Source organism: Novosphingobium sp., assembly GCF_037133355.1.
Taxonomy (GTDB): domain Bacteria; phylum Pseudomonadota; class Alphaproteobacteria; order Sphingomonadales; family Sphingomonadaceae; genus Novosphingobium.
The window spans coordinates 133,708-157,899 of the sequence record NZ_JBAXOI010000008.1; the positions used below are offsets into that span (position 1 = coordinate 133,708).

Sequence of the window (24,192 nt, forward strand, 5' to 3'; positions counted from 1 at the left end):
CGCGTTCGAGCTCAGCCCGAGTTGCTGCTGCCGGAAGGATGCCATGAACGCCCAGACCGCACTATCCGCTGCGATTCCCTTCGCCGTGCCCGCCAGCCGCTGGGACGAAGCCCATGCCGCCACGCTCAGCCCCGCTCAGCTCCTGCTCTATCGCTCCAACCTTCTCGGCAGCGATCTCACCGTCACCAACTTTGGCGGCGGCAACACCTCGGCCAAGCTCACCGAGACCGATCCGCTGACCGGTGAAGCGGTCGAAGTGCTCTGGGTCAAAGGTTCGGGCGGCGATATCGGCTCGATGAAGCTCGACGGCTTCGCCACGCTTTATCAGGCCAAGCTGCTCGGCCTCGAGGCGCACTATGCCGGGCCAGACGACGACGACAAGATGGTCGGCTTCCTGCCGCATTGCACCTTCAATCTCAACGGCCGCGCCGCCAGCATCGATACACCGCTCCACTCGCTGCTGCCCTTCGCCCACGTCGATCACGTCCACCCCGATGCGATCATCGCGCTCGCCGCAAGCTCTGGCGGCGAGGACGCCACCAAGGCGATCTGGGGCGGCACAATCGGCTGGCTCCCATGGAAGCGCCCCGGCTACACGCTTGGCGTGATGCTGCGCGATTATGTCCGCGCAAACCCCGGCGTCAAAGGCGTCATGCTTGCGGGCCACGGTATCATCTGCTGGGCCGATACGGCCAAAGCCTGTTACGAGCACACCATCAGCCTCATCGCCGATGCGGCGCGCTACCTGAACGCGGCGCAAGGCTCCAGGCCCGCTTTCGGCGGCGAAGTCGTCGCTCCGAACCCGGACCGCGCAGCCATTGCCGCAGACCTCATGCCCCGTCTGCGCGGCTTCATGACCGGCGCGCGCCGCAAGCTTGGCCACTTTTCGGATGACGCCGAAGCGCTCGAATTCGTCGGCAGCAAGGACTTCCAACGCCTCGCCGCGCTCGGCACTTCGTGCCCCGATCACTTCCTGCGAACCAAGATCGCCCCGCTCACGCTCGATCCCGCGCGCCTTGCCGACGATGCCTATCTCGCGCAGCAGATCGCCGATTACCGCGCGCTCTACGCCGCCTATTACGAACGCTGCAAACGGCCCAATTCGCCCACCATGCGCGATCCCAACCCGGTCGTCGTGCTCGTCCCCGGCGTCGGCCGCATCACTTTCGCCACCGACAAGACCACCGCGCGCCTCGCCGGTGAATTCTACGGCAACGCCATCAACGTCATGCGCGGCGCGGAAGCTATCGGCGCCTATATCGCGCTCGACGAACAGGAAGCCTTCGACATCGAGTACTGGCTGCTCGAGGAGGCCAAGCTCCAGCGCATGCCCGCGCCGAAGCCAATGGTCGGCAAGATCGCGCTCGTCACGGGCGGCGCAGGCGGCATCGGCGCAGCTAGCGCCGCGCGTCTGCTCAAGGACGGCGCCTGCGTGCTGCTGGCAGACCGCGACGCGGCGGCGGTCGAGGACGTCCGCGCCGGGTTTGCCAAACAGTTCGGCAAGGACGTGGTCCGCGCCGCCGTCTGTGACGTGACCGACGAAGCGCAAATCCAGGCCGCGTTCGACATCTGCGCGCGCGAATTCGGCGGGCTCGACATTCTCGTCGCCAATGCCGGCATCGCCTCCTCTGCGGCGATCGAGGACACCACGCTGGACCTCTGGAACCGCAATTACGACGTCCTCGCGCGCGGCTACTTCCTCACCGCACGCGCCGCATGGCCGCTCCTGAAACGCATGAAGGAACAGGGCGGCACGTCCGTTGTGTTCATCGGTTCGAAAAACGGCGTTGCCGCCGCTACCAACGCCAGCGCCTACGCTTCGGCCAAGGCGGCGGCAAACCACCTCGCGCGCTGCCTCGCGCTCGAAGGCGCGCCCGCCGGCATCCGTGTCAACACGGTGAACCCCGATGCGGTCATCCGCGGCAGCCGCATCTGGGACGGCGACTGGCGCAAGGAACGCGCCGGTGCCCACGGCATCGATCCGGGCAGCGAGCTTGAGGAGCACTACCGCCAGCGCTCGATGCTGAAGCGTGACGTTCTGCCCGAAGACATCGCCGAGGCGGTCTATTTCCTCGCTGGCGAAATGTCGGCAAAATCGACCGGCAACATGATCAATGTCGACGCGGGCAACGCGCAGGCCTTCACGCGCTAAGGGACCACCGATGACCCTCCCCATTTCCGCCGACCTGATCGCCGAGCACAATGCCCAGCGCGCCGAAGCCCTCCACGAGGACTATGAAGCGCTGGGCCGCAAGCTTGCCCGCAGCGGCATTGCCATTGACGGCATCAAGGCGCGGGCTGCAGGTTTCAGCGTGGCGGTGCCAAGCTGGGGCGCCGGGCGCGGCGGCACGCGTTTCGCCAAGTTCCCGATTCCGGGCGAGCCCACCAACATCCACGAAAAGCTGGAAGACTGCGCGGTCATCAACCAGCTCTCCCGCGCAACCCCCCGCGTAAGCCCCCATTTCCCGTGGGACAAGGTGAGCGACTACAAGGCCCTGCGCGAGGAAGCGGCGAGCCTGGGGCTCGGCTTCGACGCGGTCAATTCCAACACCTTTCAGGACCAGCCCGGCCAGGCTCACAGCTACAGCACGGGCTCGCTGTCCTCCACTGTTGCCGCCACCCGCGCGCAGGCCGTCGCGCACAACATCGAATGCATCGAGATCGGTCAGCAGCTTGGCTCCAGGGACCTGACCGTCTGGGTCGGCGATGGCACCAATTTCCCCGGCCAGCAGGACCTTGCCCGCAGCCTCGACCGCTATCTTGAAGCCGCCGCCGAGGTCTATGCCGCGCTGCCGGACGACTGGCGCATGCTGCTCGAACACAAGATGTTCGAACCTGCCTTCTACTCCACCGTGATCAGCGACTGGGGCTCCTCCATCCTCGCCGCGCAGGAACTCGGCCCCAAGGCCAAGTGCCTCGTCGATCTCGGCCACCATGCGCCCAATGTGAACATCGAGCAGATCGTCGCGCGCCTTCACCGCTTCGGCAAGCTTGGCGGGTTCCACTTCAACGACAGCAAATACGGCGACGACGACCTCGATTCAGGCTCGATCAACCCGCACCAGCTGTTCCTCGTGTTCAACGAGCTGGCCGAGGCCGAAGCCAATCCGCGCGATGGCTTCAATCCCAGCTACATGATCGACCAGTCGCACAACGTGACCGACCCCATCGAATCGATGCTCTCCAGCGCCGAGGCCATCGCCCAGTGCCACGCCAAGGCCGCCCTGGTGGACCGCCAAGCCCTTCATGCGGCGCAGGAAGCCAACGACACGATGATGGCCTTCCAGGCCCTGCGCCGCGCCTACACCATCGACGTCTCCCCCATCCTCGCCATGGCCCGCATGGAAGCCGGTGGCGCGATCGACGTGCTGGAGGCCTACCGCGCCAGCCAGTGGCGCAGCCGCAAGGCGCAGGAGCGCAAGGCCGTCGGGCTGGGGGCAGGGATCGTCTAAGGGGCTGGGAAATGGTGCCGGCTACAGGATTCGAACCCGTGGCCCCCTGATTACAAATCAGGTGCTCTACCAACTGAGCTAAGCCGGCGTACCGCGCGTCCATAGCGTCAGGTGGCCCCGAAGGTCCAGCCTTCGGTTCGCGCAATTGCATCCGTCAGGCCCCCCGGCGTCCAAAGCGCTGGATCGTGCGCCATCTTGCGCAGCCAGGCGGCGGTAATCAGCGCGTCGCTGGTATGGTCGTCCACGGCGCCATTCAGCCCCGCAGGAGCGCTGCCCAGGCGGGCCAGCGCTAGGTCCAGTTCAGCCCCGTCCCTGATCTTCGAGCGTCCCGCCGTTCGCCCCGCCGCCATCGCCGCGATAGTGGTGTAGATCTCGCAGACAACCGAGCCCGCCGCCGGCAGGGGATCGACCGGCCAGACCGGCAGCCGCCCTTCCAGCCGGTGCAGCAGCCGCATCCCCGAAAGGCTCGATTTGCCGACTTGCGCCGCGCCGACGAGGTTGAAGTTCGAATAGGGCGAGCAGCCCATGGCCTGCTGTGCCAGTTCGGTCACCCGCAGCCGCCCGCGCCCCCCACCAAACATCGCGCCTTCGCGCCCGCCATGGCGCCGGAAGTGCGCGCTGGCCTCGGGATGGTCGACGAAGGCCCCCACCGACAAGTGCGGCTCGCTGGTGCAGATTGCATCAATCAGCCCCCACAACGCCTTGGCATCCGCCGGGCTCTCGGCCCACCCCGGAAAGAACGCCTGCCTGTCCGCAAAGGCGAGGCTGATACCCAGGTCCATCCCCATCAGCGTATCCGCCGGGAGGTCTTCCAGCAGCCACCCCAGCACCTCGGGGCGCGACCAGCGATGCCCAGGCCGCACCAGCTTCGGCGCAGCTTCGCCTTCACCGCAGATCGCCACCGCAATCCCCCGATGCCTTTCGCCCGCAGCGCCTGACCAGTCGATGGCGGCGAAGTGCCGGAAGCGGGCGGGGCTCATTCCCCCTGCCGCTCACGCCGCTTCTTCTCCCACCATTCCAGCCGTTTCAGGATCTCGCGCTCGAACCCGCGCTCCACCGGCTTGTAGTAGACTTGCGCGCGCATGCCCTCGGGCCAGTAGTCCGCGCCGGAAAACCCGTCTTCGGCCTTATGATCATAGGCATAGCCCTCGCCATAGCCGATGTCCTTCATCAGCTTGGTCGGCGCATTGAGGATATGTGCAGGCGGCGCAAGCGATCCCGTCTCCCTCGCGCTCGCAAAGGCCGCCTTCTGGGCTGCATAGGCCGCGTTCGATTTGGGCGCGGTCGCGAGGTAGAGGCAGGCCTGCACGATCGCCAGCTCCCCCTCCGGCGATCCGAGGAACTGGTAGGCATCCTTCGCCGCGAGGCACTGCACCAGCGCCTGCGGATCGGCGAGGCCGATATCTTCGCTGGCAAACCGCACCAGCCGCCGCAGCACGTAAAGCGGCTCCTCGCCCGCAGTCAGCATCCGCGCCATGTAATAAAGCGCGGCCTGCGGGTCCGAACCGCGCAGGGCTTTATGGAGCGCCGAAATCAGGTTGTAGTGCCCGTCGCGGTCCTTGTCGTAGACCGCCACGCGCCGCATCAGGAATTTTGCGAGCTCCTCCGGGCCAAGCGGGGCGGGCAGCGATACATCGAACAGCGTCTCGGCCTGCCCGAGCAGAAACCGCCCGTCGCCATCGGCCGAGGCAATCAGCGCCTCGCGCGCGGGCGGGGTCAGCGGCAGTCGCAGCCCGGTCAGCTCCTCCGCGCGGGCCAGCAGCGAACCCAGCGCCTCTGCATCCAGCCGGTGCAGGATCAGCACTTGCGCCCGGCTCAAGAGCGCCGCGTTCAAGGCAAAGCTCGGGTTCTCGGTCGTCGCGCCTACCAGCGTGACGGTGCCCTTCTCGACAAAGGGCAGAAACCCGTCCTGCTGCGCGCGGTTGAAGCGGTGGATCTCGTCCACGAACAGCAGCGTCTTGCGCCCGATCTGCGCCATGGCCTCGGCCTCGGCGAAGGCCTTCTTGAGATCCGCCACGCCCGAAAACACCGCGCTGATCGCCACATAACGCAAGCCCACCGCATCGGCGAGAAGCCGGGCAATCGTCGTCTTGCCCGTGCCCGGCGGGCCCCACAGGATGATCGAGGAAAGCTTCCCCGCCGCCACCATCCGCCCGATCGCGCCGTCGGGCCCCGTCAGGTGATCCTGCCCGACGACCTCGCCCAGATGGGCCGGACGCAGCCGCTCGGCCAGCGGCGCATCGTGGTCGGCGCGCTCGCGCGGGGTTTCAGCCGGGGCAGGGGCGAAAAGATCGGACATGCGCCGCCCCGAATAGGCGCCAGCGCAGAAAATTGCATCCACCCTCTTGCGAAGAGTGCATAAAGATATATCTTAGAGCCATCATGAAGCATCAAGGATATAAAATGCGATTCGATAGACATGGACACCACGGCCACATGCGCCATTTCGGCCTGAAGATGATGGCACGCGGTTTCGGCGGTGGCTGGGGCCATCGCGGCGGCTGGGGCGGCGGCTTCGGCGGTGAGGACTGGGACGACGACGGCCCGGCCACGCGCGGTCGTCATGGCCGACATGGCGGGGGCAGGGGCCGCATGTTCGGCCCCGGCGAACTGCGCCTTCTCCTGCTGCTCCTGCTCGATGAGCAGGATCGCCACGGCTACGAACTGATCAAGGCGATCGAGGAACTCGCCGCCGGCGCTTATGCGCCCAGCCCCGGCGTGGTCTATCCCACGCTCGCGCTGCTGGTGGACGAAGGCATGATCAGCGAAGTCCCGGGTGAGGGCGCGCGCAAGGCCTTCACCATGACCGATGCCGGCCGTGCCGAGCTCGCCGGCCGCCTCACAGAGGCCGAGGCTGTCGTCAAGCGCCTCGGCGATTTCGGCAAGGCGCGCGGCGAGGCGGAAGGCCGCACGGGCAGCCCGCCCTTGCGCCGCGCCGTCGCCAATCTCATGCTCGCGCTGCGCCACAAGGCGTTCGGCGGAGTGGACGAGGTGACCGCGCACCAGATCGCCGACATTCTCGACGAAGCCGCCCGCAAGATCGAACGCCTCGGAGCCCCGCAATGAGCAGCGCTGTCGCCAAAGTTCCCACTGCCCACGCCAGCAAATACCTCCAGCAGGTCTGCAAGCACTGGGAGCACAACCTCGCCGTCACCTACGATGCGCAACAGGGCACCGTCACCTTCCCCCGCGACGCGCGCGGCGCCGCGTGGGCGGGGGACGCGCTGGTCACTTTCACCGCGCAGCCCGACTTGCTTGAATGCCATATCGCCGCCAGCGAGCCCGGTCAGCGGGACGGCCTCAAGGGCGCGGTCGAACGCCACATCGATCGCTTCGCCTTCCGGGAAACGCTGACCTGGGAATGGTCCGATCTGGACTCATGATTGCCAGCGCTCCCTCTCTGGCGTAGACTGGCGCTGGAGAGGGAGACGGCCATGCGACTGAACGCCAGACCGGCCACGCCGACACATCTCTGGATCGTCGGCGTGCTCAGCCTGCTGTGGAATCTGTTCGGCTGCTACGACTACCTGATGTCGCAGCTTTCGCCGGCCAGCTATTTCGCCAGCATGGGCATGAGCGCTGAAAGCAGCGCCTTTATGGCCACGCTGCCGGCTTGGCTCGTCGCGTTCTGGGCGCTTGGCGTGTGGGGCTCGCTGGTCGGATCGCTACTTCTTCTCGCGCGCTCGCGCCATGCGGTCGCGGCGTTCGCGCTCTCGCTGCTCGGCCTTGCCGTCAGCCAGCTGTCGCAGGCCTTCGTGTTCAACCCGCCCGAAGCGCCGCCCGTGGGCCTCACGCTGACGATCTGGTCCGCGCTCGTCTTCTTCCTGATCTACGCGCGCAGCATGGCGGCGCAGCGCGTGATCGGCTGAGCGGCCCGCCCCGCCAGACACTCTCCCTGCCGCAGATTCCGCAAGGCGCCGGTCTGCCGTACCACGCGCCCTGTGGCCATTCCGCCCTCGCCATGAGACCATCCTGAGGAAGAATCCTGATTGGATGGGGACAGCAGAGCATGACCGGCACCGCCAGCTACAGCATCGCCATCGACCGAGCGTCGAGTACCTTCGACATCAGCGCGGACTACTACATTCCGGGCTACAACGATCCCGAGACCGGCGAGCAGTTCTACGAGACGCGCTGGGACTTCTCCTTCGCCTCCCCCGGCAGCACCTCGGGTAACAGCGGCTATGGCTGGGATACTGGCGGCGGCTATCTCAGCATCGGTTTCCCGTCCGAAAATACTGTCTCCGATGGATCGGCCGATTTCTACGCCGTCAACAACTTCACGGGCGAGGAAGCGCGCCTCCATCTGCACATCCTCAATGCCGGGCTCGCGCAGACCAATGTCGCGCTTGCTGCCGCCGCCGATGACGGGGACACGATCCTGCTCGGCGGCGCCGGCAACGATGCGCTCACCGGCGCGGGCGGTAACGATGTGCTCGATGGCGGCGCCGGGGCCGATGCGCTTGCCGGCGGCGGCGGGAACGACCGGCTCGACGGAGGCAGCGGCAGCGATGCCATGTCCGGCGGCGCAGGCGACGATACCTACTATGTCGATGACGCGGGCGACACGATTGCCGAAGCCGAGGACGGCGGCCACGACACGGTCATCGCCTCCGTCAACTACGCGCTCGCCGCCCATGTCGAGGATCTCAGCCTGTCCGGCCCCGGCGCGCTCGACGGCACCGGCAACGACGCGGCCAACGGGCTTTACGGCAACAACGCGGCCAATACCCTCAGCGGCCTCGGCGGCGACGATGTGATCTACGGCTTCGATGGCAACGACACGCTTGTCGGCGGCGAGGGCAGCGACCGGCTCGACGGCGGCCGGGGCGACGACAGCATGACCGGCGGCGCGGGCGACGACCACTATGTCGTCGATTCGCGCGGCGACCGCATCATCGAGGGCGCGGGCGGCGGCATCGACGAGGCGCGGATCGATGGCCTTGCCCGCTACACTCTTGGAGCCGAGGTGGAGAACCTCACCAATCTTCAGGCCCTGCCCGTCTTCTCCGGCTGGGGCAATGCGCTGGACAACGTGCTCTCGGGCGCAGCGGGCACCGACCGGCTCTTCGGCATGGCCGGCAACGACCGGCTGGTCGGCGGCGACGGCAACGACTGGCTCGAAGGCGGCGCGGGCGCGGACCAGCTGGTCGGCGGGCGCGGCATCGATACCGCGAGCTATGCCGGGGCCAAGGCTGCCGTCACCGCCCACCTCGGCGGCTTTCCCGGTGCGGGCGACGCGGCGGGCGATACCTATGATGGTATCGAGAACCTTGTCGGCAGCCGCTTTGCCGACAGCCTGACCGGCAACAGCGGCAATAACCGCATTTTCGGCGGCGCGGGGGATGACAGCCTTGCGGGCGGGGGCGGTATCGATTGGCTGGTTGGCGGCCTCGGTGCCGATACCTTGGGCGGTGATGGCAACGACGGCGCGAGTTACGCAGGCTCCGCCGCCGCCGTTACCGTCGATCTCGCCGCGCAGACCGCCACCGGCGGCGATGCAACCGGCGATATCCTGCTCGGCATCCGCAACGTCGAAGGCAGCGCGCTTGGCGACACACTCACTGGCAGCGACGGGGCCAACATGCTCCTCGGCGGCGGCGGAGCCGATGTGATTTACGGCGCGGGCGGCGATGATGTCATCCGCGGCGGCGCCGGGGCCGATGTGCTCTCGGGCGGCGCGGGGCTCGATACGCTTGACTATGCCGGCTCCGCTGCTGCGGTCACGGTCGACATGCGCCAGGATACCGGCATCGGCGGGGACGCCCAGGGCGACATCTTCTCCGGCTTCGAGCGTGTCTCCGGCTCGGCCCATGACGATACGCTCACCGCCGACGATGGCGGGCGCGTTCTTGCAGGCGGCGCGGGAGCCGACACCATCACCGGCGGCGCGGGCCGCGATGTGGTGATCGGCGGTGCGGGCGCCGATACGATGGACGGCGGCGCAGGCAACGATACGCTGAGCTATGCCACCTCGCGCAGCTACGTCTCGGTCGATCTCGATTCGGGCCGCGCCTTCGGCGACGACGGGGAGGGCGATACTTTCACCAGCTTTGAAAACCTGCGCGGCGGCGCGGGCAGCGACGGGCTCTATGGCAATGCGGGGCGCAACGTGATCGCGGGCGGCACGGGCGGCGACTATATCGACGGGCGCGGTGGCAACGACGTGGTGATCGGCGGCAGCGGCGACGATGCCTTCGCGCTCGGCGTGGACAGCGGCTTCGACCATATCCGCGATTTCACCGCTGGCGGCAGCGAGGACCGACTGGTCATCACCTGGGACAGCCGTTTCGACACGTTCGATGAAGTCATAGCCGTCGCCGTGCAGCAGGGCGCCGATACCTTGATCACCCTGTCGGCCGGGATCGGCGTCGTGCTCGAAGGCGTGGACCGGGCCAGCCTGACGGTCGACGATTTCGTGTTCTGACAGCGAAAAATAGGGACAGTCCCTATTTTTCGCGCAGAGGCGCGGAGGGGCCCTCTTTGCGGCGAGGCCGCCTTGCAATTCCGGAGGGATTGAAGCGAAAGGCCTGCGGCCAACCCGTCATCTCTGCGCCTCGGCGCGGAGCAATCCTGCTCTGCGAACCTTCGAAATTACCGCAAGGCATCCTTCTGCCGGATCAGCCGCAGGTACGTATCCGCCACCGCCTGGTTGATCGCATCCCAGCTGAAATCAAGCGACCGCCGCTCGCCCGCAGCCCCATGCGCCGCCCGCAGGTCCGCATCCTCGACATAGGCGCGCAAGGCCTCGGCAAAGTGGTGCAGCGCGCCCGGCGCGATCAGCCGGCCCGAAACGCCGTCGGAAACGAGGCTCTGGCTCCCCGTCGCCGCCGCCGCCACCACCGGAACCGCACAGGCCATGGCCTCAAGCGTCACGTTGCCGAACGTCTCCGTCACCGAGGGGTTGAAGAGGACGTCCATGGCCGCCACCGCGCGGCCAAGATCCTTGCCGCCCTGAAAGCCGGTGAACACCGCGCCCGGCAGCCGGGCGGCAAACCATGCCCGCGCCGGACCTTCGCCCACCACCATCACCCGGTGGCGCACGCCCGATGCCGTGCCCCGGCGCACCAGTTCGTCTATCGTATCGGAAAAGACATCGAGCCCCTTTTCCATCACCAGCCGCCCGAGGAAACCGATCACCACCTCGTCGTCGGCAATGCCAAGGCTGCGCCGCCATTCAAGGTCGCGCCGTCCGGGATTGAAGATCGTCCGGTCCACCCCGCGCGACCACAGCGAGATGTCATAGTTCATCCGCTCCTCGCGCAGCACCTGCGCCATCGATTCCGACGGCGCGACGAGCGCATCGCAGCGGCGGTAGAACCGGCGCAGCATCGCGGTGAGCACAGGCTCGATCCAGGCCATGTTGTAATAGCGCGGGTAGGTGTCAAACCGCGTATGCACGCTCGCCAGCACCGGCAGCCCCCGCGCCCGCGCCCAGCTCACCGCGCGGTGAGCCGCCGGATCGGGTGAGGAAACGTGGACCACATTTGGCTGAAACGCCTTGAGATCGCTGCGCGCCTTGCTGCCCAGCATCATCGGGATGCGGTACTCCGCGCGGCCCGGCACGGGGATCGAGGGCAGCCCAAGCAGCTTGCCCATGGAGGGAAACGCTGGCTTCTTCACCTTGGGCGCATAGACGTGGACCTGCGCCCCCTGCCGCTGGAGATAGCCGACCAGCCGGTTCAGCGCCTGGTTCGCCCCGTCGCGCACATAGTTGTAATTGCCGCTGAACAGCGCGACCCGCAGGCCCCGAAGCGGTGCGTCAGCGAAGTCTTCCGGCCCAGCGTCGGTTATCTCGGTCGATCCCATATGCGCGCCCATAGCCGCCGGCACCCCCTTTGGCGAGTGCCCCCGCAAAGACGCGGGGGCCGCGAGAGGGGGCATTGCCACGCGCGAAGCTCGCAAAAGCCGCCTTACCAGCCGCGCCAACCGCCCTCATGTTCCCAACGCTCATGCTCGCGCCACCGCCGCCATTGCTCATAGCGCGGATCATAGCCGCGCCAGGCCGGGTAGGCCGGATAGGTGCGGTAGGCCGGATAGGCGGGGTAGTAATAGGGCCTGCGGTAGCGCGGAGGATAATAGCCCCGATTGTCATACCGCACATAGACGTCGCGGTCGTCATCGTCCGATGCGATCGCCGCGCCGATGGCAAGGCCCAGTATTCCCGCGCCGATCGCCACAGCGGCATCGTTGCCGCGCCCGCGCCGGTCATGGGCCTCGGCCGGTCCGGAAAGGGAAAGGCTGCACGCGGCGAGCGCGGCGGCCACAAGTGCTGGTCTCGTCAGCTTCATCTGGGTTCTCCTCGCGTGCCCGTCCCCGGCAAGCTCCGATGGTCCGACAATGCGCAGCGCGGCCCTGAACCGATTCTGAAGCGGCGCGCCCGATGCGGCGCGCCGCCCTTATGCTGCGGTCAATTGCCCCGGTATTCGTTCTGCTGGTACTCGCCCTGGTACCCGTCCTGGTTCTCGCGGTAGCCGCGCCGGTCGTAGTAGCCGTCATTGCCTTCGGGATAGCCGTCGCGGGTGTAGCCCGGCTGGCCGCCCTGCTGATAGCGCTGGTCATAGGGATCACCATTGTAGGCGCCGTTCCAGGTCGGCTGGCCACGATAGCGCCTATAGCCCGAATTGTCGTAGCGGCGGTCGGCATAGTCGCGGTGGCGATTGTTGTTGCTCGCCGAGACGATGATCGCCCCGAGCGCGAGCCCGATCAGCCCTCCGGCAATCGCTGCCCCGGTGCTGTCTCCGCCGCGGTGGTGGCGATACCCGCCATAGTAGGGGTCGGCCATCGCCGGGGTGGCGGTGGCGAGCGCCGATGCGGCAAGGGCAAGGGCAAGCGTGGCCTTCTTTGCAAACGTGATCATGGTCCGTCTCCTTTCGGCCCACGATCCGGATCGGAAATTCCCCCGCCGCGATTCGTCGCCGTCGAAGCCCGGTCTAGGCCTCGCTGGCTGAACGCGGGCGGGATGAGAGTTGCAGCTTTTGTTCAGCTTAATAGCCTCCTGGCTGAACGATGCGCAAGGCGCTAACGTCCGCCGCCGAACTGTGGCAGACCCTTCGCCATGCGATTTACCAATGATCGAAGGACCGTCCTGCGCGCCGCCGCGCTCGCGCCCGTGGCCGGCTGGGCCGCCGCACACGCAAACGCACACGCCGCGCCCGATGCAAGCCCGGGCCCGGGTATCGCGCACACGCTGGCGCAGCGCCGGGCCGCGCAGATCTCGGGCCTGCACTACGATATCGCCCTCGATCTGACCGGCGCAGACACGGCCACCGGCCACATCGAGATCCGCTTTGACCGCGCCGCGCGCAGCGGCGATCTGGTGCTCGATTTTCGTGGGCCCGCGCTAACCGACCTTCACGTAAACGGCCGCCCGGCCCCTGCCGATGCACGCCGCGACGGCCACTTGATCCTGCCCCGCGCCTTGCTGCGAACGGGGACTAACAAGGTCTCCGCCCGCTTCGAGACCCCCATTGCGGCCTCGGGCGCGGCGATCATCCGCTATCGCGATGACAAGGACGGGCAGACCTATCTCTATACCCTCCTCGTCCCCTCCGATGCCAATCTCCTGTTCCCCTGCTTCGACCAGCCCGATCTCAAGGCGCGCTTCCGCTGGACATTGACCGCGCCTGCGGGCTGGACTGTCGTCGCCAATGGCCCGCTCGCGGCGAAGGAGCCGGCCGGCAGCGCCACAGTCTGGCGCTTTGCCGAAACGCAGCCCATATCGACTTATCTTGCCGCCTTCGCCGCCGGCCCCTGGGCCAGCTGGACTTCGGCCCCGCCGGGCGAACAGGCGATCACGCTCTATGCCCGCGCCTCGCGCAAGGCCGAAGTCGACGCCGAGACCCAGATCGCCACCAACCGCGCCGCCCTGCGCTGGCTGGCCGACTGGTTCGCCGTCCCCTATCCCTTCGCCAAGCTCGATCTCCTGTTCGCGCCAGCGTTCCCGTTCGGCGGCATGGAGCATGTCGGCGCGATCCTCTACAACGAGGACAGCTTCGTCTTCCGCGAACCGCCGACCTTGCCCGAACGGCTCCGCCGCGATGCCACGATCTACCATGAGATCAGCCACCAGTGGTTCGGCGATTTTGTCACGATGCGCTGGTTCGACGACCTCTGGCTCAAGGAGGGCTTCGCCACCTACATGGCCGCGCGCATCCAGGCCGAGCTGCAGCCCGCCAGCAACGCCTGGACGACCTTCCTCCTATCGACCAAGACTCCCGCCTACCGAGCCGACGCGACCAGCGGCACGCAGGCCTTGTGGCAGCCGCTCGCCAATCTCGATGCGGCCAAGAGCAACTACGGCCCGATCGTCTACAACAAGGCGCCCGCAGTCATCAAACAGCTCGCCTTCCTCGTCGGCGAGGATGGTTTCCGCAAAGGCCTGAACCGCTTTCTCACCGCACACGCCTATGGCAACGCGACCTGGCAGGATCTGCTCGGCGCGATCAGCGCGGCATCGGGGGTCGATCTCGGTGCGTTCGGCCGGCAATACATGCTGCGCGCCGGGCTCCCCCGCGTCGATACCCAGCTCTCGCTCGCCGATGGCAAGATCGCCGCGCTCGCGCTCGTCCAGCGTCCCGCACGCGCGCTGCCGGGTGATCCGGGCGGGGCCTGGCCGATGAAAGTCCGCGTCCGCCTCGGTTACGTCGATGGCGACAAGGTGCTCGACGCTGTTTTCGAAGGCGAACGCGCCGAAGTTCCCGCCGCCGCCGGGCTCCCCGCGCCGGACTATGTCTGGGCCAACGACGGCGATCAGGGCTACGGCCTGTTCCTCCCGGACGAGCGCACCCTTGGCTGGATCCTCGCCAACATCGGCACCGTGACAGACCCGCTGCTGCGCGCCCTGCTGTGGAGCGCGCTGTGGGACACGGTCCGTGACCTCCGCTTGCCGCCCGAGCGCTACCTCGCCCTGCTGCTCGATCAGCTTCCGGCCGAAACCGACGAACAGATCTCCCGCACCATCCTCGCGCGTGGTGCGGCGGCGCTCGATCTCTACTTGCCCGAGGCCAAAGCTGCCCCGCTGCGCGCCCGCTGGGAAGGGGTGCTCCTCGCCCGAATCGACGATCCCAAACTCGGCTACGGCCTCAGGAAGAACGCGCTCGACCGCCTCGTCGCAACCGCGCGGACCCCGCTCGGCCTCACCCGCCTGCGCGACCTCCTCGCCGAGCGCGTGCCGTTCAACGCCGCCCCCGTCCGCCAGCCGACCCGCTGGGCCATCATCCGCCGCCTGATCACCGTAGGAGAGCCCGATGGCCCAACCTTGGCGCAGGCCGAGCGCCAGCGCGATCACTCGGGTGAGGCCGTCAAGGACGCCTTCGTGACGCTCGCCGCCACGCCCGACGCGGCGGCCAAGGCCGACTATTTCGCCCGCTTTTTCAACGACAAGGCGCTCAATGAAGCCTGGGCCAGCGAAAGCCTCGACCCCTTCAACGCCGCCGGCCAGTCCGCCCTCACGCTCCCGTTCCTGCGCCCCGCGCTCGACCGCCTCGAATGGATTCGCCAGAACCGCCGCATCTTTTTCCTGCCCGGCTGGATCGAAGCCTTCATCGGCGGCCAGACCGACGCAGCCGCGCTCGCGGTGATCGACGATTTCCTTAAGGCGACGCCCGCGCTGCCGCTGGACATCCGCCGCAAGGTCCTCACCGCCCGCGACGAATTGGCGCTGACAGTGCGGATCAGGGGGAGTGGGGGGTAGGCTGGATCATCTCGTCCCCCCGGGCTGGACCCGCGCCGCTGCGCCACTGTGGTTATTTCCCTTGTTGCGCGCAGCCCGCAGCCGATTATCCTCCTTTGCAACAGGGGGAATTTCTCATGCGCGCACTTCTTGCGGCCAGCCTGCTGGCCCTGACCATCCACTCTGCCGCCCGGGCTGAGGCGCCGACCGCGATCAAGGCCGAAGCCGCCGCCGCGATCGATGCGCGCGCGGGCGAGCTTGCCGGGATGATCGATCAGGTCTTCAGCTATGCCGAACCGGGCTTTCAGGAAGTCAGGACCAGCGCCTACCTCTCCGGCATCCTCGAGAAAAACGGCTTCAAGGTTGAGCGCGGCGTTGCCGGCATTCCCACCGCCTTCACCGCCACCTGGGGCGAAGGCGGCCCGCTGATCGCGCTCGGCAGCGATATCGACGGCCTGCTCGGCCTCTCGCAAATGCCCGGTGTCGCCGAAGCAAAGCCGCAAGTGGTTGGCGCGCCCGGGCATGGCGAGGGGCACAACAGCGGGTTGCCGATGATGATCGTGGCTGCCATTGCCGCCAAGCAGGCCATGGAGAAAAACGGCATCAAGGGCCGCATCATGGTCTGGCCGGGCGTCGCCGAGGAACTGCTCGCGACCAAGGCCTATTACGTGCGCGCCGGGCTCTTCACCGGTGTCGACGCCAATCTCTTCGCCCATGTCGGCTCGGCGCTCGATACCAACTGGGGCGCGATGAAACTCACCGCCGCGCTCAGCGTCGAATACACCTTCACCGGACGCACCGCCCATGCCGCCGCCAATCCGTGGGATGGCAAAAGCGCGCTCGACGCGGTCGAACTGATGGACGTGGGCTGGAACTTCAAGCGCGAGCATCTGCCCGTCACCCAGCGCAGCCACTACGTCATCACCAATGGCGGCAGCCAGCCCAACATCGTGCCCGGCAAGGCCAGCGTCTGGTACTATTTCCGCGACACCAGCCTGCCCGCAGTCAAGACCATGTACGATAGCGCCAACCGTATTGCCGAAGGCGCCGCGATGATGACCGAGACGAGCGTGACCCGCCGTGTGCTCGGCCATGCGGCCACTAATTATGGCAATCGCCCGCTGGCCGAAGCCGCCTTTGCCAACATGCAGCGCGTGGGCCTGCCGCAGTGGAGTGAAGCCGATCAGGCCTTCGCCAAGGCGGTGCAGACCGGTTTTGACCGCAAGCCCCGGCCGCTCGAAGCGAGTGGTCCGCACTTGTGGTCGCCCGATCAGCCAGACCCGGAGGGCTCGAGCGGCTCCGACGATATCGGCGACATCATGTGGACGGTCCCGAGCATCACGATCCGCTATCCCTCCAATATCCCGAGTCTTTCCGCGCACAACGTGATGTCTGCCGCCGCCATGGCCACCCCCATCGCGCACAAGGGCGCCGTGGCGGGCGCCAAGGTCGCGGCGATGACCGTGCTCGACCTTATGACAACTCCCGAACTCGTCGCCAAAGCAAAGGCGTGGCAGCAGGACGTCCAGTTCAAGACCGAGCGCTACCAGCCCCTGCTTGGCCCGGACGACAAGCCGGCGACCTACCTCAACGCCGATCTCATGGCCAAGCTGCGCCCGGCGATGGAGGCGAACTACTTCGATCCGAAAAAGTACAAGTCCTACCTGCAACAGCTGGGAAGCGATTACGAAAAGGCAGGGGTGCCGGCGAAGAAGTGAAAACCAGCGGGACCCCGGGTCAAGCCCGGGGTGACGGGGGGCATTTTGGGTTAGCGGGTGGGATTCAACCTCCACCTACCTTCGTCACCCCGGGCTTGACCCGGGGTCCCGCTTCTCCCGCCAACTCACACCAGCAAGTCATACAAATCCCGCCACTCCGGATTTCCCCGTTCGATCAGTTCGAACTTTCACTTGCGCCGCCATTTCTTCATCCGCTTCTCGTGGGCAATGCATTCGAGGATCGAGGGACCGCGCTCCGCCCAGACCAGCCGGTGCAATTCGTACCGCGCGCAGAAATCCGAACCGTCCCCGCTGCGATGCTGATGGATGCGCCGGGCAAGATCGGACGTAACGCCCACATAGGTCGCCCCGCGATAGCGATCCGCCATGATATAGAGCCAGCCGCCGTAGGTTTCCCGGTCCATCCCTCCAGCAAAAAACAAGCGGGACCCCGGGTCAAGCCCGGGGTGACGGATGCTTCAAAAGTGAACCTAGTTCTTGCTCCCCCGTCACCCCGGGCTTGACCCGGGGTCCCGCTTATCGCGGCCCAACAAAAAGGGCGGCCCGCACAGGCCGCCCTTTCCATCTGACCCTTAGCCAGCGCTCTCAATCACCGCTTGATGCGCGGCATTCCCATGAAATCGCCCTTGCCGATCTTCACGCCCTGCGCGCGCAGGATCGCGTAGGCGGTCGTCGCGTGGAAATAGAAGTTGGGCTGCGAAAACGAGAGCAGGAAGTTCGCGCCGGTGAAGGGCAGCTTCATCTCGCCGAACGCAAACAGCGTGTCGTTCTCGCCCAGCGCTTCTAACTCCGCCGGATCAATCGCGGAAAGCTCGGCAATGGCGCCTTGCACCGCGGCGTGGAGCGCCGCAAAATCGGTCGGCCAGGGCGAAAGATCGGGCCCAAATTGGCCTGCCCTGACACCGGCAATCGCACCGGCAGAATGCGCGGCGCAGCTTTTGACCTGATAGCCCAGCGGCAGCATGTCGGGCGCGAGCCGCGCATCGATCAGGTCGCTCTCGGCGCGGCCATGCTCGGCGCAAAACGCCTCGGCCTTGACCAACAGCGCATCGACAGCGCGCAGGATCTGCAAGTTTGAGGGCACAACGGCGTCATAAAGCGAAATCGGCATGGTCCTGCTCCGGTTGTTATGATGCAGGCTATGTCATCGCCGGGCGGCCAGGTCCATGCCTGCCCCCTTGCAAAAAGGGCGGCCCGCAAAAGCCGTTCCCCTCCCACCCTTCGTCATTGCGAGCGCAGCGAAGCAATCCAGAGCGGCACGCACTTCGGCTCTGGATTGCTTCGCTGCGCTCGCAATGACGAAAGACGGGGATTCCTCAAACAAAAAGGGCGGCCCGCAAAGGCCGCCCTCTCTATTTCATGCCGAAAAGCAAACCCCTCAGGCCGCTTCCTTCTTCCGCCCGGCCTTCTTGCGCTCGTGCGGATCGAGCAGCGCCTTGCGCAGGCGGATCGACTTCGGCGTCACCTCGACCATCTCGTCATCGTCGATATAGGCGATTGCCTGTTCCAGCGTCATGATCTTCGGCGGGGTCAGGCGGATGGCGTCGTCTTTGCCGGTCGAACGGAAGTTCGTCAGCTGCTTGGACTTCATCGGGTTGACTTCGAGATCGTCGGGCTTGGCGTTCTCGCCGATGATCATGCCTTCATAGAGCGGCGTGCCCACGCCCACGAACAGGATGCCGCGCTCTTCCAAGGGCCCGAGCGCATAGGCCACCGCCTCGCCCGCGCCGTTGGAGATCAGGACGCCGTTCTTGCGGCCCTCGATGCGGCCCTTGTAGGGGCCGTACTTCTCGAACAGGCGGTTCATGATGCCGGTGCCGCGCGTGTCCGAAAGGAACTCGCCGTGATAGCCGATCAGGCCGCGCGAAGGCGCCGAGAAAGTGATGCGCGTCTTGCCGCCGCCCGAGGGGCGCATGTCGGTCATCTCGCCCTTGCGGGTCGCCATCTTCTCGACGACGGTGCCGGCGAACTCGTCGTCCACGTCGATCACCACGGTTTCATAAGGCTCGGTGCGCTGGCCGTCTTCCTCGCCAAACAGCACGCGCGGGCGGCTGATGCCAAGCTCGAAGCCCTCGCGGCGCATCGTCTCGATCAGCACGCCAAGCTGCAGTTCGCCGCGGCCCGCCACTTCGAAGCTGTCCTTGTCGGCGCTTTCGGTCACGCGGATCGCCACGTTCGATTCGGCCTCGCGCTCCAGCCGGTCGCGGATCATGCGGCTGGTCACCTTGGTGCCCTCGCGGCCGGCCATCGGCGAATCGTTCACCGCAAAGCGCATCGATAGTGTCGGCGGATCGATCGGTTGTGCATAGAGCGGCTCGGTCACGGTCGGGTCTGCGATGGTGTTGGCCACCGTCGCCACGGTGAGGCCCGCGATCGAGATGATGTCGCCCGCCTTGGCTTCCTCCACCGGCACGCGCTCAAGGCCGCGGAACGCCATGATCTTGGAAGCGCGGCCCGTCTCGACGATCTTGCCGTCGCGGTCGAGCGCATGGATCGGCGAGTTGACCTTGATCGTGCCCGACTGGACCTTGCCCGTCAGGATGCGGCCGAGGAAGTTGTCGCGGTCCAGCAGTGTCACGAGGAACTTGAACTGCCCGTCAACGTCGGCGGCCGGCGGCGGCACGTGATCGACGATCTTCTGGAACAGCGGGGTCAGCGTGCCCTCGCGCGCGTCCTGGTCTTCGCTGGCGTAGCCATTGCGGCCCGAGGCATAGAGCACCGGGAATTCAAGCTGCTCGTCATTGGCATCGAGGCTGACGAAGAGGTCGAACACTTCGTCGAGCACTTCCTGCGCGCGGCCATCGGGGCGGTCGATCTTGTTGACGACGACGATCGGCTTGAGGCCCAGCGCGAGCGCCTTGCCGGTCACGAACTTGGTCTGCGGCATCGCGCCTTCGCTGCTGTCCACCAGCAGGATCACGCCGTCCACCATGCTCAGGATACGCTCAACCTCGCCGCCGAAGTCGGCGTGGCCGGGCGTGTCGACGATGTTGATATGCGTGCCGTTCCATTCGACCGAGGTGCACTTGGCGAGAATGGTGATCCCGCGCTCCTTTTCGAGGTCGTTCGAATCCATCGCGCGCTCTTCCACGCGCTGGTTGTCGCGGAACGTGCCTGACTGGCGGAACAGCTGGTCCACCAGCGTGGTCTTGCCGTGGTCGACGTGCGCGATGATCGCGATATTGCGCTGGGCATTGGACATGGAAAGGCTTTCGATAGACATCTCGGGTGCGGCGCGGACCGCAGGCAGTGCGCCGTGCCCGGCGGTTGGGCCGGGGCTTCGGCGCGCGCTTACCTGTAATTGTGCGCTGCGGCAAGGGCGCCTCTCGGGCAAGACTTGCCTCTTTGCACGTTTCGTGTCTCACTCGGTGCGGTGCGTACCACAAGGGGGCGGTTTCCCGATGCAACAGGCCACAGCATATCTGCGCCGGCTGCTGTCGCTTTCCGGCTGCGCGGGTCGCAAGGAATTCATCGCCGTGCTGCTGGTCACGTTGGCCGTCGATCTGGTGCTCTGGTTCGCGCTCGATCCGGGGCATGTGCCGGTGCCGCACCTTCCCGGCCGTTACGTGATCCTGTTCGGCGGCAAGGGGGCGCTGGCCGTGCTTTTGACCCTTGCCATGCACTATCCGGTCATCGCCACGGCGGTGCGACGGTGCCATGATGCGGAGATGTCAGGCTCGTTCCTGCTCTTCTTCGCCGTGCTTCTGGCGTTTTTTGGCGCGAGTGCCATTTACACGGCTATCGGTATGATGATCGGGCTGCCTCCCGTAAGCCGCAATCGCTACGGCTCCGAACCCCGGGACCCCGCCAGAGTCGACGCGTTCGGCTAACGATCCGCGCTCCTCACCTCACAATCTTCGTAATTGCGAGCGCAGCGAAGCAATCCAGAGCCCCGCGCACCCCGCTCTGGATTGCTTCGCTGCGCTCGCAAGGACGAGGTGTTTTGCGCAGCCTAAAGCGCCCGCAGCGCCTCGGCCGGTCTTGTCCGCAGCACCGAAAGCGAGCCCGCCAGCGCCAACACCATCACCAGCGCCACACCGACGCCCAGCACGCCTAGCACGCGCCCCCAATCCGGCGCCCAGTCGAATTCAAACAGCTCCACCACCACCAACCACGCCGTCCCCCCGCCCAGCACGAGCGCGACCACGGCCAACACCGCGCAGAGCAGCGCATATTCCGCCGCCAGCAGCGCGATCAGCTGCCCCCGGCTCGCGCCCAGCACGCGCAGGATCACGCTGTCATACTGCCGCGCGGCCCGCGCCGCCGCGATCGCTCCGGCCAGAACGGCAAGCCCCGCCAGCACCGCCACGCCCGCCGCCGCCATGATCGCGGTGCCGACCTGCCCGAGAAGCGTCCGCGCCTGGCCCAGCACCGGCCCCACCTCGATCACCGAGCTTCCCGGCAGTGCGCGCACCAGCCCGGCAAGGATCGCCCGCCGCACCTCCGGCCGCTTCTCCGCCTGCGCCAGGGTAATCGTCGCGGCAAAGGTATGCGGCGCGTCCTCCAGCGCATTGGGGCTGAACACCATCGCATAGTTGAACCCGAATGAGGACCAGTCGATCCGCCGCAGTGAAGCCACCCGCACCTCGCGCTCGGTGCCGAGCAGACTGATCCTGAGCTTGTCGCCAACTTTCAGCCCGATTGCCTTGGCCTGATCCGCATCCACCGAAACCAGCGGCTCGCCCGAATACCCCTTCGGCCACCAGCGCCCCTCGGTCAGCACATTGCCCTCGGGCACCGCGTCGGCATAGGTCAGCCCCCGGTCGCCGCGCAGCAGCCAGGTTTCGTCGGCAATGGACTTGAGGCTAGCAACATCGGTCATCGCGCCTTCGGGCCCGTAGGCGAGCACCGTGCCGCGCAGCGAGGGCACCAGGCGGACCCGCGCGCCGGGCGCCTCGCGCCGCACCAGCGCGCGGAACGTCTCCTCTCCGGCCCCGCGCGGCACGTCGAGCACGAAGTAATCGGGCGCCCGCTCCGGCACGCGCGCGGCGATATTGGCATCGATCGCGCTCTGCACGGCCGCCAGCAGCACGAAGGCGGAAAGCGCAAAGCCAAGTGCCACGACCAGCGCCGCCGTCTGCGCGCCGGGGCGGTGCAGGTTGCCCAGCGCCATGCGGAGGATCGCGCCGCGCGGCCGCGGCAACCGCGCTGCGCCCCACGCAAGGCCCCATCCGATCAGCGCCAGCAGCGCAAAGACCGCTGCCGCCCCGCCAAGGAACCCCGCTGCAATCCAGGGTTGCGGCGATGTCAGCACCGCCAGTGCGGCAATCCCGCCAAGACCGAGCCCCACTGGCAGCGTCCACAGCGGCAAGCGCCGACGCTGTCCTGTCGGCGCCACCCGCGCGCGCAGAAGCGCCATTGCCGGCACCCGCCGCGCGGCCAGCAGCGGCGGCGCGGCAAAGGTCAGCGCGATCAGCAAGCCATAGGCCGCCGCCGTCGCCAAGGCGCCGGGATCAACGGTAAAGCCTGGCGGAATCGGTAGCAGCCCCGCCAGCGCCCGCGCCAGCAGCGGCGTTATGCCAACGCCCAGCAGGAGCCCCAAGGCAATCGCCGCTCCCGCTGCCGCCGCAATCTGAAGCAGGAAGATCCGCACAATATCCCCCGCATCCGCGCCAAGGATCTTGAGCGTCGCAATACTTGCCCGCCGCGCTTCCAGATAGGACGAGACGCCCCCCGCGATCCCGATCCCGGCAATCCCCAGCGCCGCCAGCGCCACCAGCACCAGAAACTGCCCCATCCGCTCGACAAAGCGGTCCAGCCCCGGCGAGGCTTTGGCCCGCGTGCGCACTTCGAACCCGGCGGCGGGAAAGCGCGCCTTGAACGCGTCCGCCAGCACTTCGGGATCGGCGGTTGGCGGCAGCTTCACGCGGTATTTCCACCGTGTCATGCTCCCCACCTGCACAAGGCCCGAATCCGCCAGCGCTTCCTCGCTCACGATCATCGCAGGCCCCAGCGCAAAGCCTTCGGACAAGCGGTCGGGCTCGGCCGCGATCACCCCGCCGATCACCAGCGTCGCCGCGCCGATCTGCAACCTGTCGCCGGGGCGCACGCCCAGCCGGTCGGCCACGCCGGGCGCGATCCACGCGGTCATGCCCAAGGGCGCGCCCGCGGCGCGCCCCCCTTCCAGCTGCAAGCGCCCATAAAGCGGCCAGCGCGCATCGACCGCCTTCAACTCCACCGGCACCGCATCGCCCGCAGCATCCGCACGCCGCGCCATGGCCTGCAGGCGTGTCCCTTGCGAGACCGCACCCAGCCCGCGGATCGCCGCCAGCTCGTCAGGCGCTGCGGAGCGGCCCGAAAGCGTGAACTGCAAGTCCCCGCCAAGCACAGCCTGCCCACGCGCGGCCATCTCGCGCCCGATCCCGCCCGTCAGCGTGCCGATCGCGGAAAGCGCCGCCGTCCCCAGCACCAGGCACACGATCAGCAGCCTCAGCCCGCGAAAGCGCCAATCCAGCCCCCGCCGCGCGAGCCGCCATGCGAGCGCCCAGCGGTTCACGCCGCTTCGTCCGAAACGATCCGCCCGTCCTCCAGCCGCACGATCCGCCCGCAGCGCGCCGCCAGCGCCTCGTCATGCGTCACCAGCAGCAAGGTCGCCCCCACTTCAGCGGTTTGCGCAAACAGCAGGTCCGCCACCGCATCGCCATTGGCATGGTCGAGATTGCCCGTCGGCTCGTCGGCAAAGACCAGCGCCGGGCGCGGGGCCAATGCGCGGGCAATCGCCACGCGCTGCTGCTCGCCGCCTGAAAGCTGCGCCGGATAATGCCCCATGCGGTGCGCAAGGCCCACCGCCTCCAGCGCCGCCCGTGCGCGCGGGGCGGCATCCTGCGCGCCTGCCAGCTCCATCGGCGTCGCCACGTTTTCGAGCGCGGTCATCGTCGGCAGCAAGTGGAATGCCTGGAGCACGACCCCGATCCGCCCGCGCCGCGCAGCCGCCAGCGCATCCTCGGAAAGAGCCATGAAGTCCTGCCCCGCCACGGTCAGCGTGCCTGCATCCGCCCGCTCCAGCCCCGCCAGCACGGCGAGCAGCGAACTCTTGCCCGAACCCGAAGGCCCCAGCAGCGCCACGGTCTGCCCCGGCATCACGGCAAGGCTCACCCCCCGCAGCACTTCCACTCGTGCCTCGCCGGAGCCGAGGCTGAGCAGGAGATCGCGGGCGTCGATCAGAGGGGAAGGGGAGGGCGAGCCGGTGGCGGAGCTTGTCACGATACGCTATTGCCACGGATCGGTTGCACCTCGCAACCTAGCCCTTGGAGCAAGCGGGTCGTATACCGGGCTTGTTCCTCCTGTTCGTTCCTCGAATTCGCTCGGGACGTGCGGATAGAAACGG

At 67.2% G+C, this 24,192-nt stretch carries 18 protein-coding genes, 1 tRNA gene and 1 pseudogene; 9 read left to right on the forward strand and 11 right to left on the reverse strand.

The annotated features are described in order from the left end of the window. Positions 1-43 precede the first annotated feature (43 nt). Positions 44-2,152, forward strand: coding sequence for a bifunctional rhamnulose-1-phosphate aldolase/short-chain dehydrogenase (locus tag WCL10_RS10220; protein ID WP_336895529.1), 2,109 nt, complete (start codon positions 44-46; stop codon positions 2,150-2,152). Between the two features lie 10 nt (positions 2,153-2,162). Continuing rightward, the gene (gene rhaI / locus WCL10_RS10225) at positions 2,163-3,452 is read left to right on the forward strand and encodes an L-rhamnose catabolism isomerase (RefSeq protein ID WP_336895530.1); all 1,290 of its coding nucleotides are present in this window, start codon (positions 2,163-2,165) and stop codon (positions 3,450-3,452) included. Positions 3,453-3,464: 12 nt separating this feature from the next. On the opposite strand, the gene WCL10_RS10230 is transcribed toward rhaI, so the two are convergent. The 3 genes from WCL10_RS10230 to WCL10_RS10240 form a co-directional block, all read right to left on the reverse strand. Then, positions 3,465-3,540: transfer RNA gene (locus WCL10_RS10230), tRNA-Thr, on the reverse strand. Between the two features lie 19 nt (positions 3,541-3,559). Next, positions 3,560-4,432: a hypothetical protein gene (locus WCL10_RS10235; protein WP_336895531.1), complete on the reverse strand. Its 873-nt coding sequence runs from the start codon at positions 4,430-4,432 to the stop codon at positions 3,560-3,562. Beyond that, complete coding sequence (locus WCL10_RS10240; RefSeq protein WP_336895532.1) at positions 4,429-5,751, reverse strand: replication-associated recombination protein A; 1,323 nt, start codon at positions 5,749-5,751, stop codon at positions 4,429-4,431. The genes WCL10_RS10235 and WCL10_RS10240 overlap by 4 nt, the downstream gene beginning before the upstream one ends. 104 nt (positions 5,752-5,855) lie before the next feature. On the opposite strand from WCL10_RS10240, the gene WCL10_RS10245 reads away from it, so the two are divergent. From WCL10_RS10245 to WCL10_RS10260, 4 genes are all read left to right on the forward strand, one after another. Then, a complete protein-coding gene (locus tag WCL10_RS10245) occupies positions 5,856-6,518 on the forward strand; it encodes a PadR family transcriptional regulator (protein WP_336895533.1) in 663 nt (220 codons plus the stop codon). Further along, on the forward strand, positions 6,515-6,835 hold the full coding sequence (locus tag WCL10_RS10250) for a DUF2218 domain-containing protein (RefSeq protein WP_336895534.1): 321 nt from the start codon (positions 6,515-6,517) through the stop codon (positions 6,833-6,835). Before WCL10_RS10245 ends, WCL10_RS10250 begins: the two co-directional genes overlap by 4 nt. Positions 6,836-6,886: 51 nt before the next feature. Beyond that, positions 6,887-7,321, forward strand: coding sequence for a hypothetical protein (locus tag WCL10_RS10255; protein WP_336895535.1), 435 nt, complete (start codon positions 6,887-6,889; stop codon positions 7,319-7,321). Between the two features lie 140 nt (positions 7,322-7,461). Beyond that, on the forward strand, positions 7,462-9,879 hold the full coding sequence (locus WCL10_RS10260) for a calcium-binding protein (protein WP_336895536.1): 2,418 nt from the start codon (positions 7,462-7,464) through the stop codon (positions 9,877-9,879). A gap of 167 nt (positions 9,880-10,046) precedes the next feature. On the opposite strand, the gene WCL10_RS10265 is transcribed toward WCL10_RS10260, so the two are convergent. From WCL10_RS10265 to WCL10_RS10275, 3 genes are all read right to left on the reverse strand, one after another. Then, positions 10,047-11,261 carry a glycosyltransferase family 1 protein gene (locus WCL10_RS10265; RefSeq protein ID WP_336895592.1) on the reverse strand — a complete coding sequence of 405 codons (1,215 nt, stop codon included), beginning with the start codon at positions 11,259-11,261 and terminating at the stop codon, positions 10,047-10,049. Positions 11,262-11,365: 104 nt separating this feature from the next. Then, positions 11,366-11,743 carry a hypothetical protein gene (locus tag WCL10_RS10270; protein WP_336895537.1) on the reverse strand — a complete coding sequence of 126 codons (378 nt, stop codon included), beginning with the start codon at positions 11,741-11,743 and terminating at the stop codon, positions 11,366-11,368. A gap of 119 nt (positions 11,744-11,862) precedes the next feature. After that, entirely contained in the window at positions 11,863-12,312 is a 450-nt protein-coding gene (locus tag WCL10_RS10275) for a hypothetical protein (protein ID WP_336895538.1), read from the reverse strand. 198 nt (positions 12,313-12,510) lie between these two features. On the opposite strand from WCL10_RS10275, the gene WCL10_RS10280 reads away from it, so the two are divergent. Beyond that, a complete protein-coding gene (locus tag WCL10_RS10280; RefSeq protein ID WP_336895539.1) occupies positions 12,511-15,147 on the forward strand; it encodes a M1 family aminopeptidase in 2,637 nt (878 codons plus the stop codon). Positions 15,148-15,263: 116 nt separating this feature from the next. Continuing rightward, positions 15,264-16,844, forward strand: a complete 1,581-nt coding sequence (locus tag WCL10_RS10285; protein ID WP_336895540.1) for an amidohydrolase — start codon at positions 15,264-15,266, stop codon at positions 16,842-16,844. Between the two features lie 191 nt (positions 16,845-17,035). Here the strand turns inward: WCL10_RS10285 and WCL10_RS10290 are convergent. The 3 genes and pseudogenes from WCL10_RS10290 to typA all read right to left on the reverse strand — a co-directional run. Continuing rightward, positions 17,036-17,269, reverse strand: a pseudogene (locus tag WCL10_RS10290) (GIY-YIG nuclease family protein); the annotation flags it as partial. Positions 17,270-17,454: 185 nt separating this feature from the next. Continuing rightward, positions 17,455-17,976 (reverse strand): DUF1993 domain-containing protein, encoded by a 522-nt coding sequence (locus tag WCL10_RS10295; RefSeq protein ID WP_336895541.1) that lies wholly within the window; start codon positions 17,974-17,976, stop codon positions 17,455-17,457. 267 nt (positions 17,977-18,243) lie between these two features. Then, positions 18,244-20,067, reverse strand: a complete 1,824-nt coding sequence (gene typA, locus WCL10_RS10300; protein ID WP_336895593.1) for a translational GTPase TypA — start codon at positions 20,065-20,067, stop codon at positions 18,244-18,246. A 199-nt stretch (positions 20,068-20,266) separates the two neighbouring features. Between typA and WCL10_RS10305 the strand changes: the two genes are divergently transcribed. Then, positions 20,267-20,695 carry a DUF805 domain-containing protein gene (locus WCL10_RS10305; RefSeq protein ID WP_336895542.1) on the forward strand — a complete coding sequence of 143 codons (429 nt, stop codon included), beginning with the start codon at positions 20,267-20,269 and terminating at the stop codon, positions 20,693-20,695. A 122-nt stretch (positions 20,696-20,817) separates the two neighbouring features. On the opposite strand, the gene WCL10_RS10310 is transcribed toward WCL10_RS10305, so the two are convergent. After that, entirely contained in the window at positions 20,818-23,361 is a 2,544-nt protein-coding gene (locus WCL10_RS10310) for an FtsX-like permease family protein (protein ID WP_336895543.1), read from the reverse strand. Beyond that, complete coding sequence (locus WCL10_RS10315; protein ID WP_336895544.1) at positions 23,358-24,068, reverse strand: ABC transporter ATP-binding protein; 711 nt, start codon at positions 24,066-24,068, stop codon at positions 23,358-23,360. The genes WCL10_RS10310 and WCL10_RS10315 overlap by 4 nt, the downstream gene beginning before the upstream one ends. Positions 24,069-24,192: the final 124 nt, after the last annotated feature.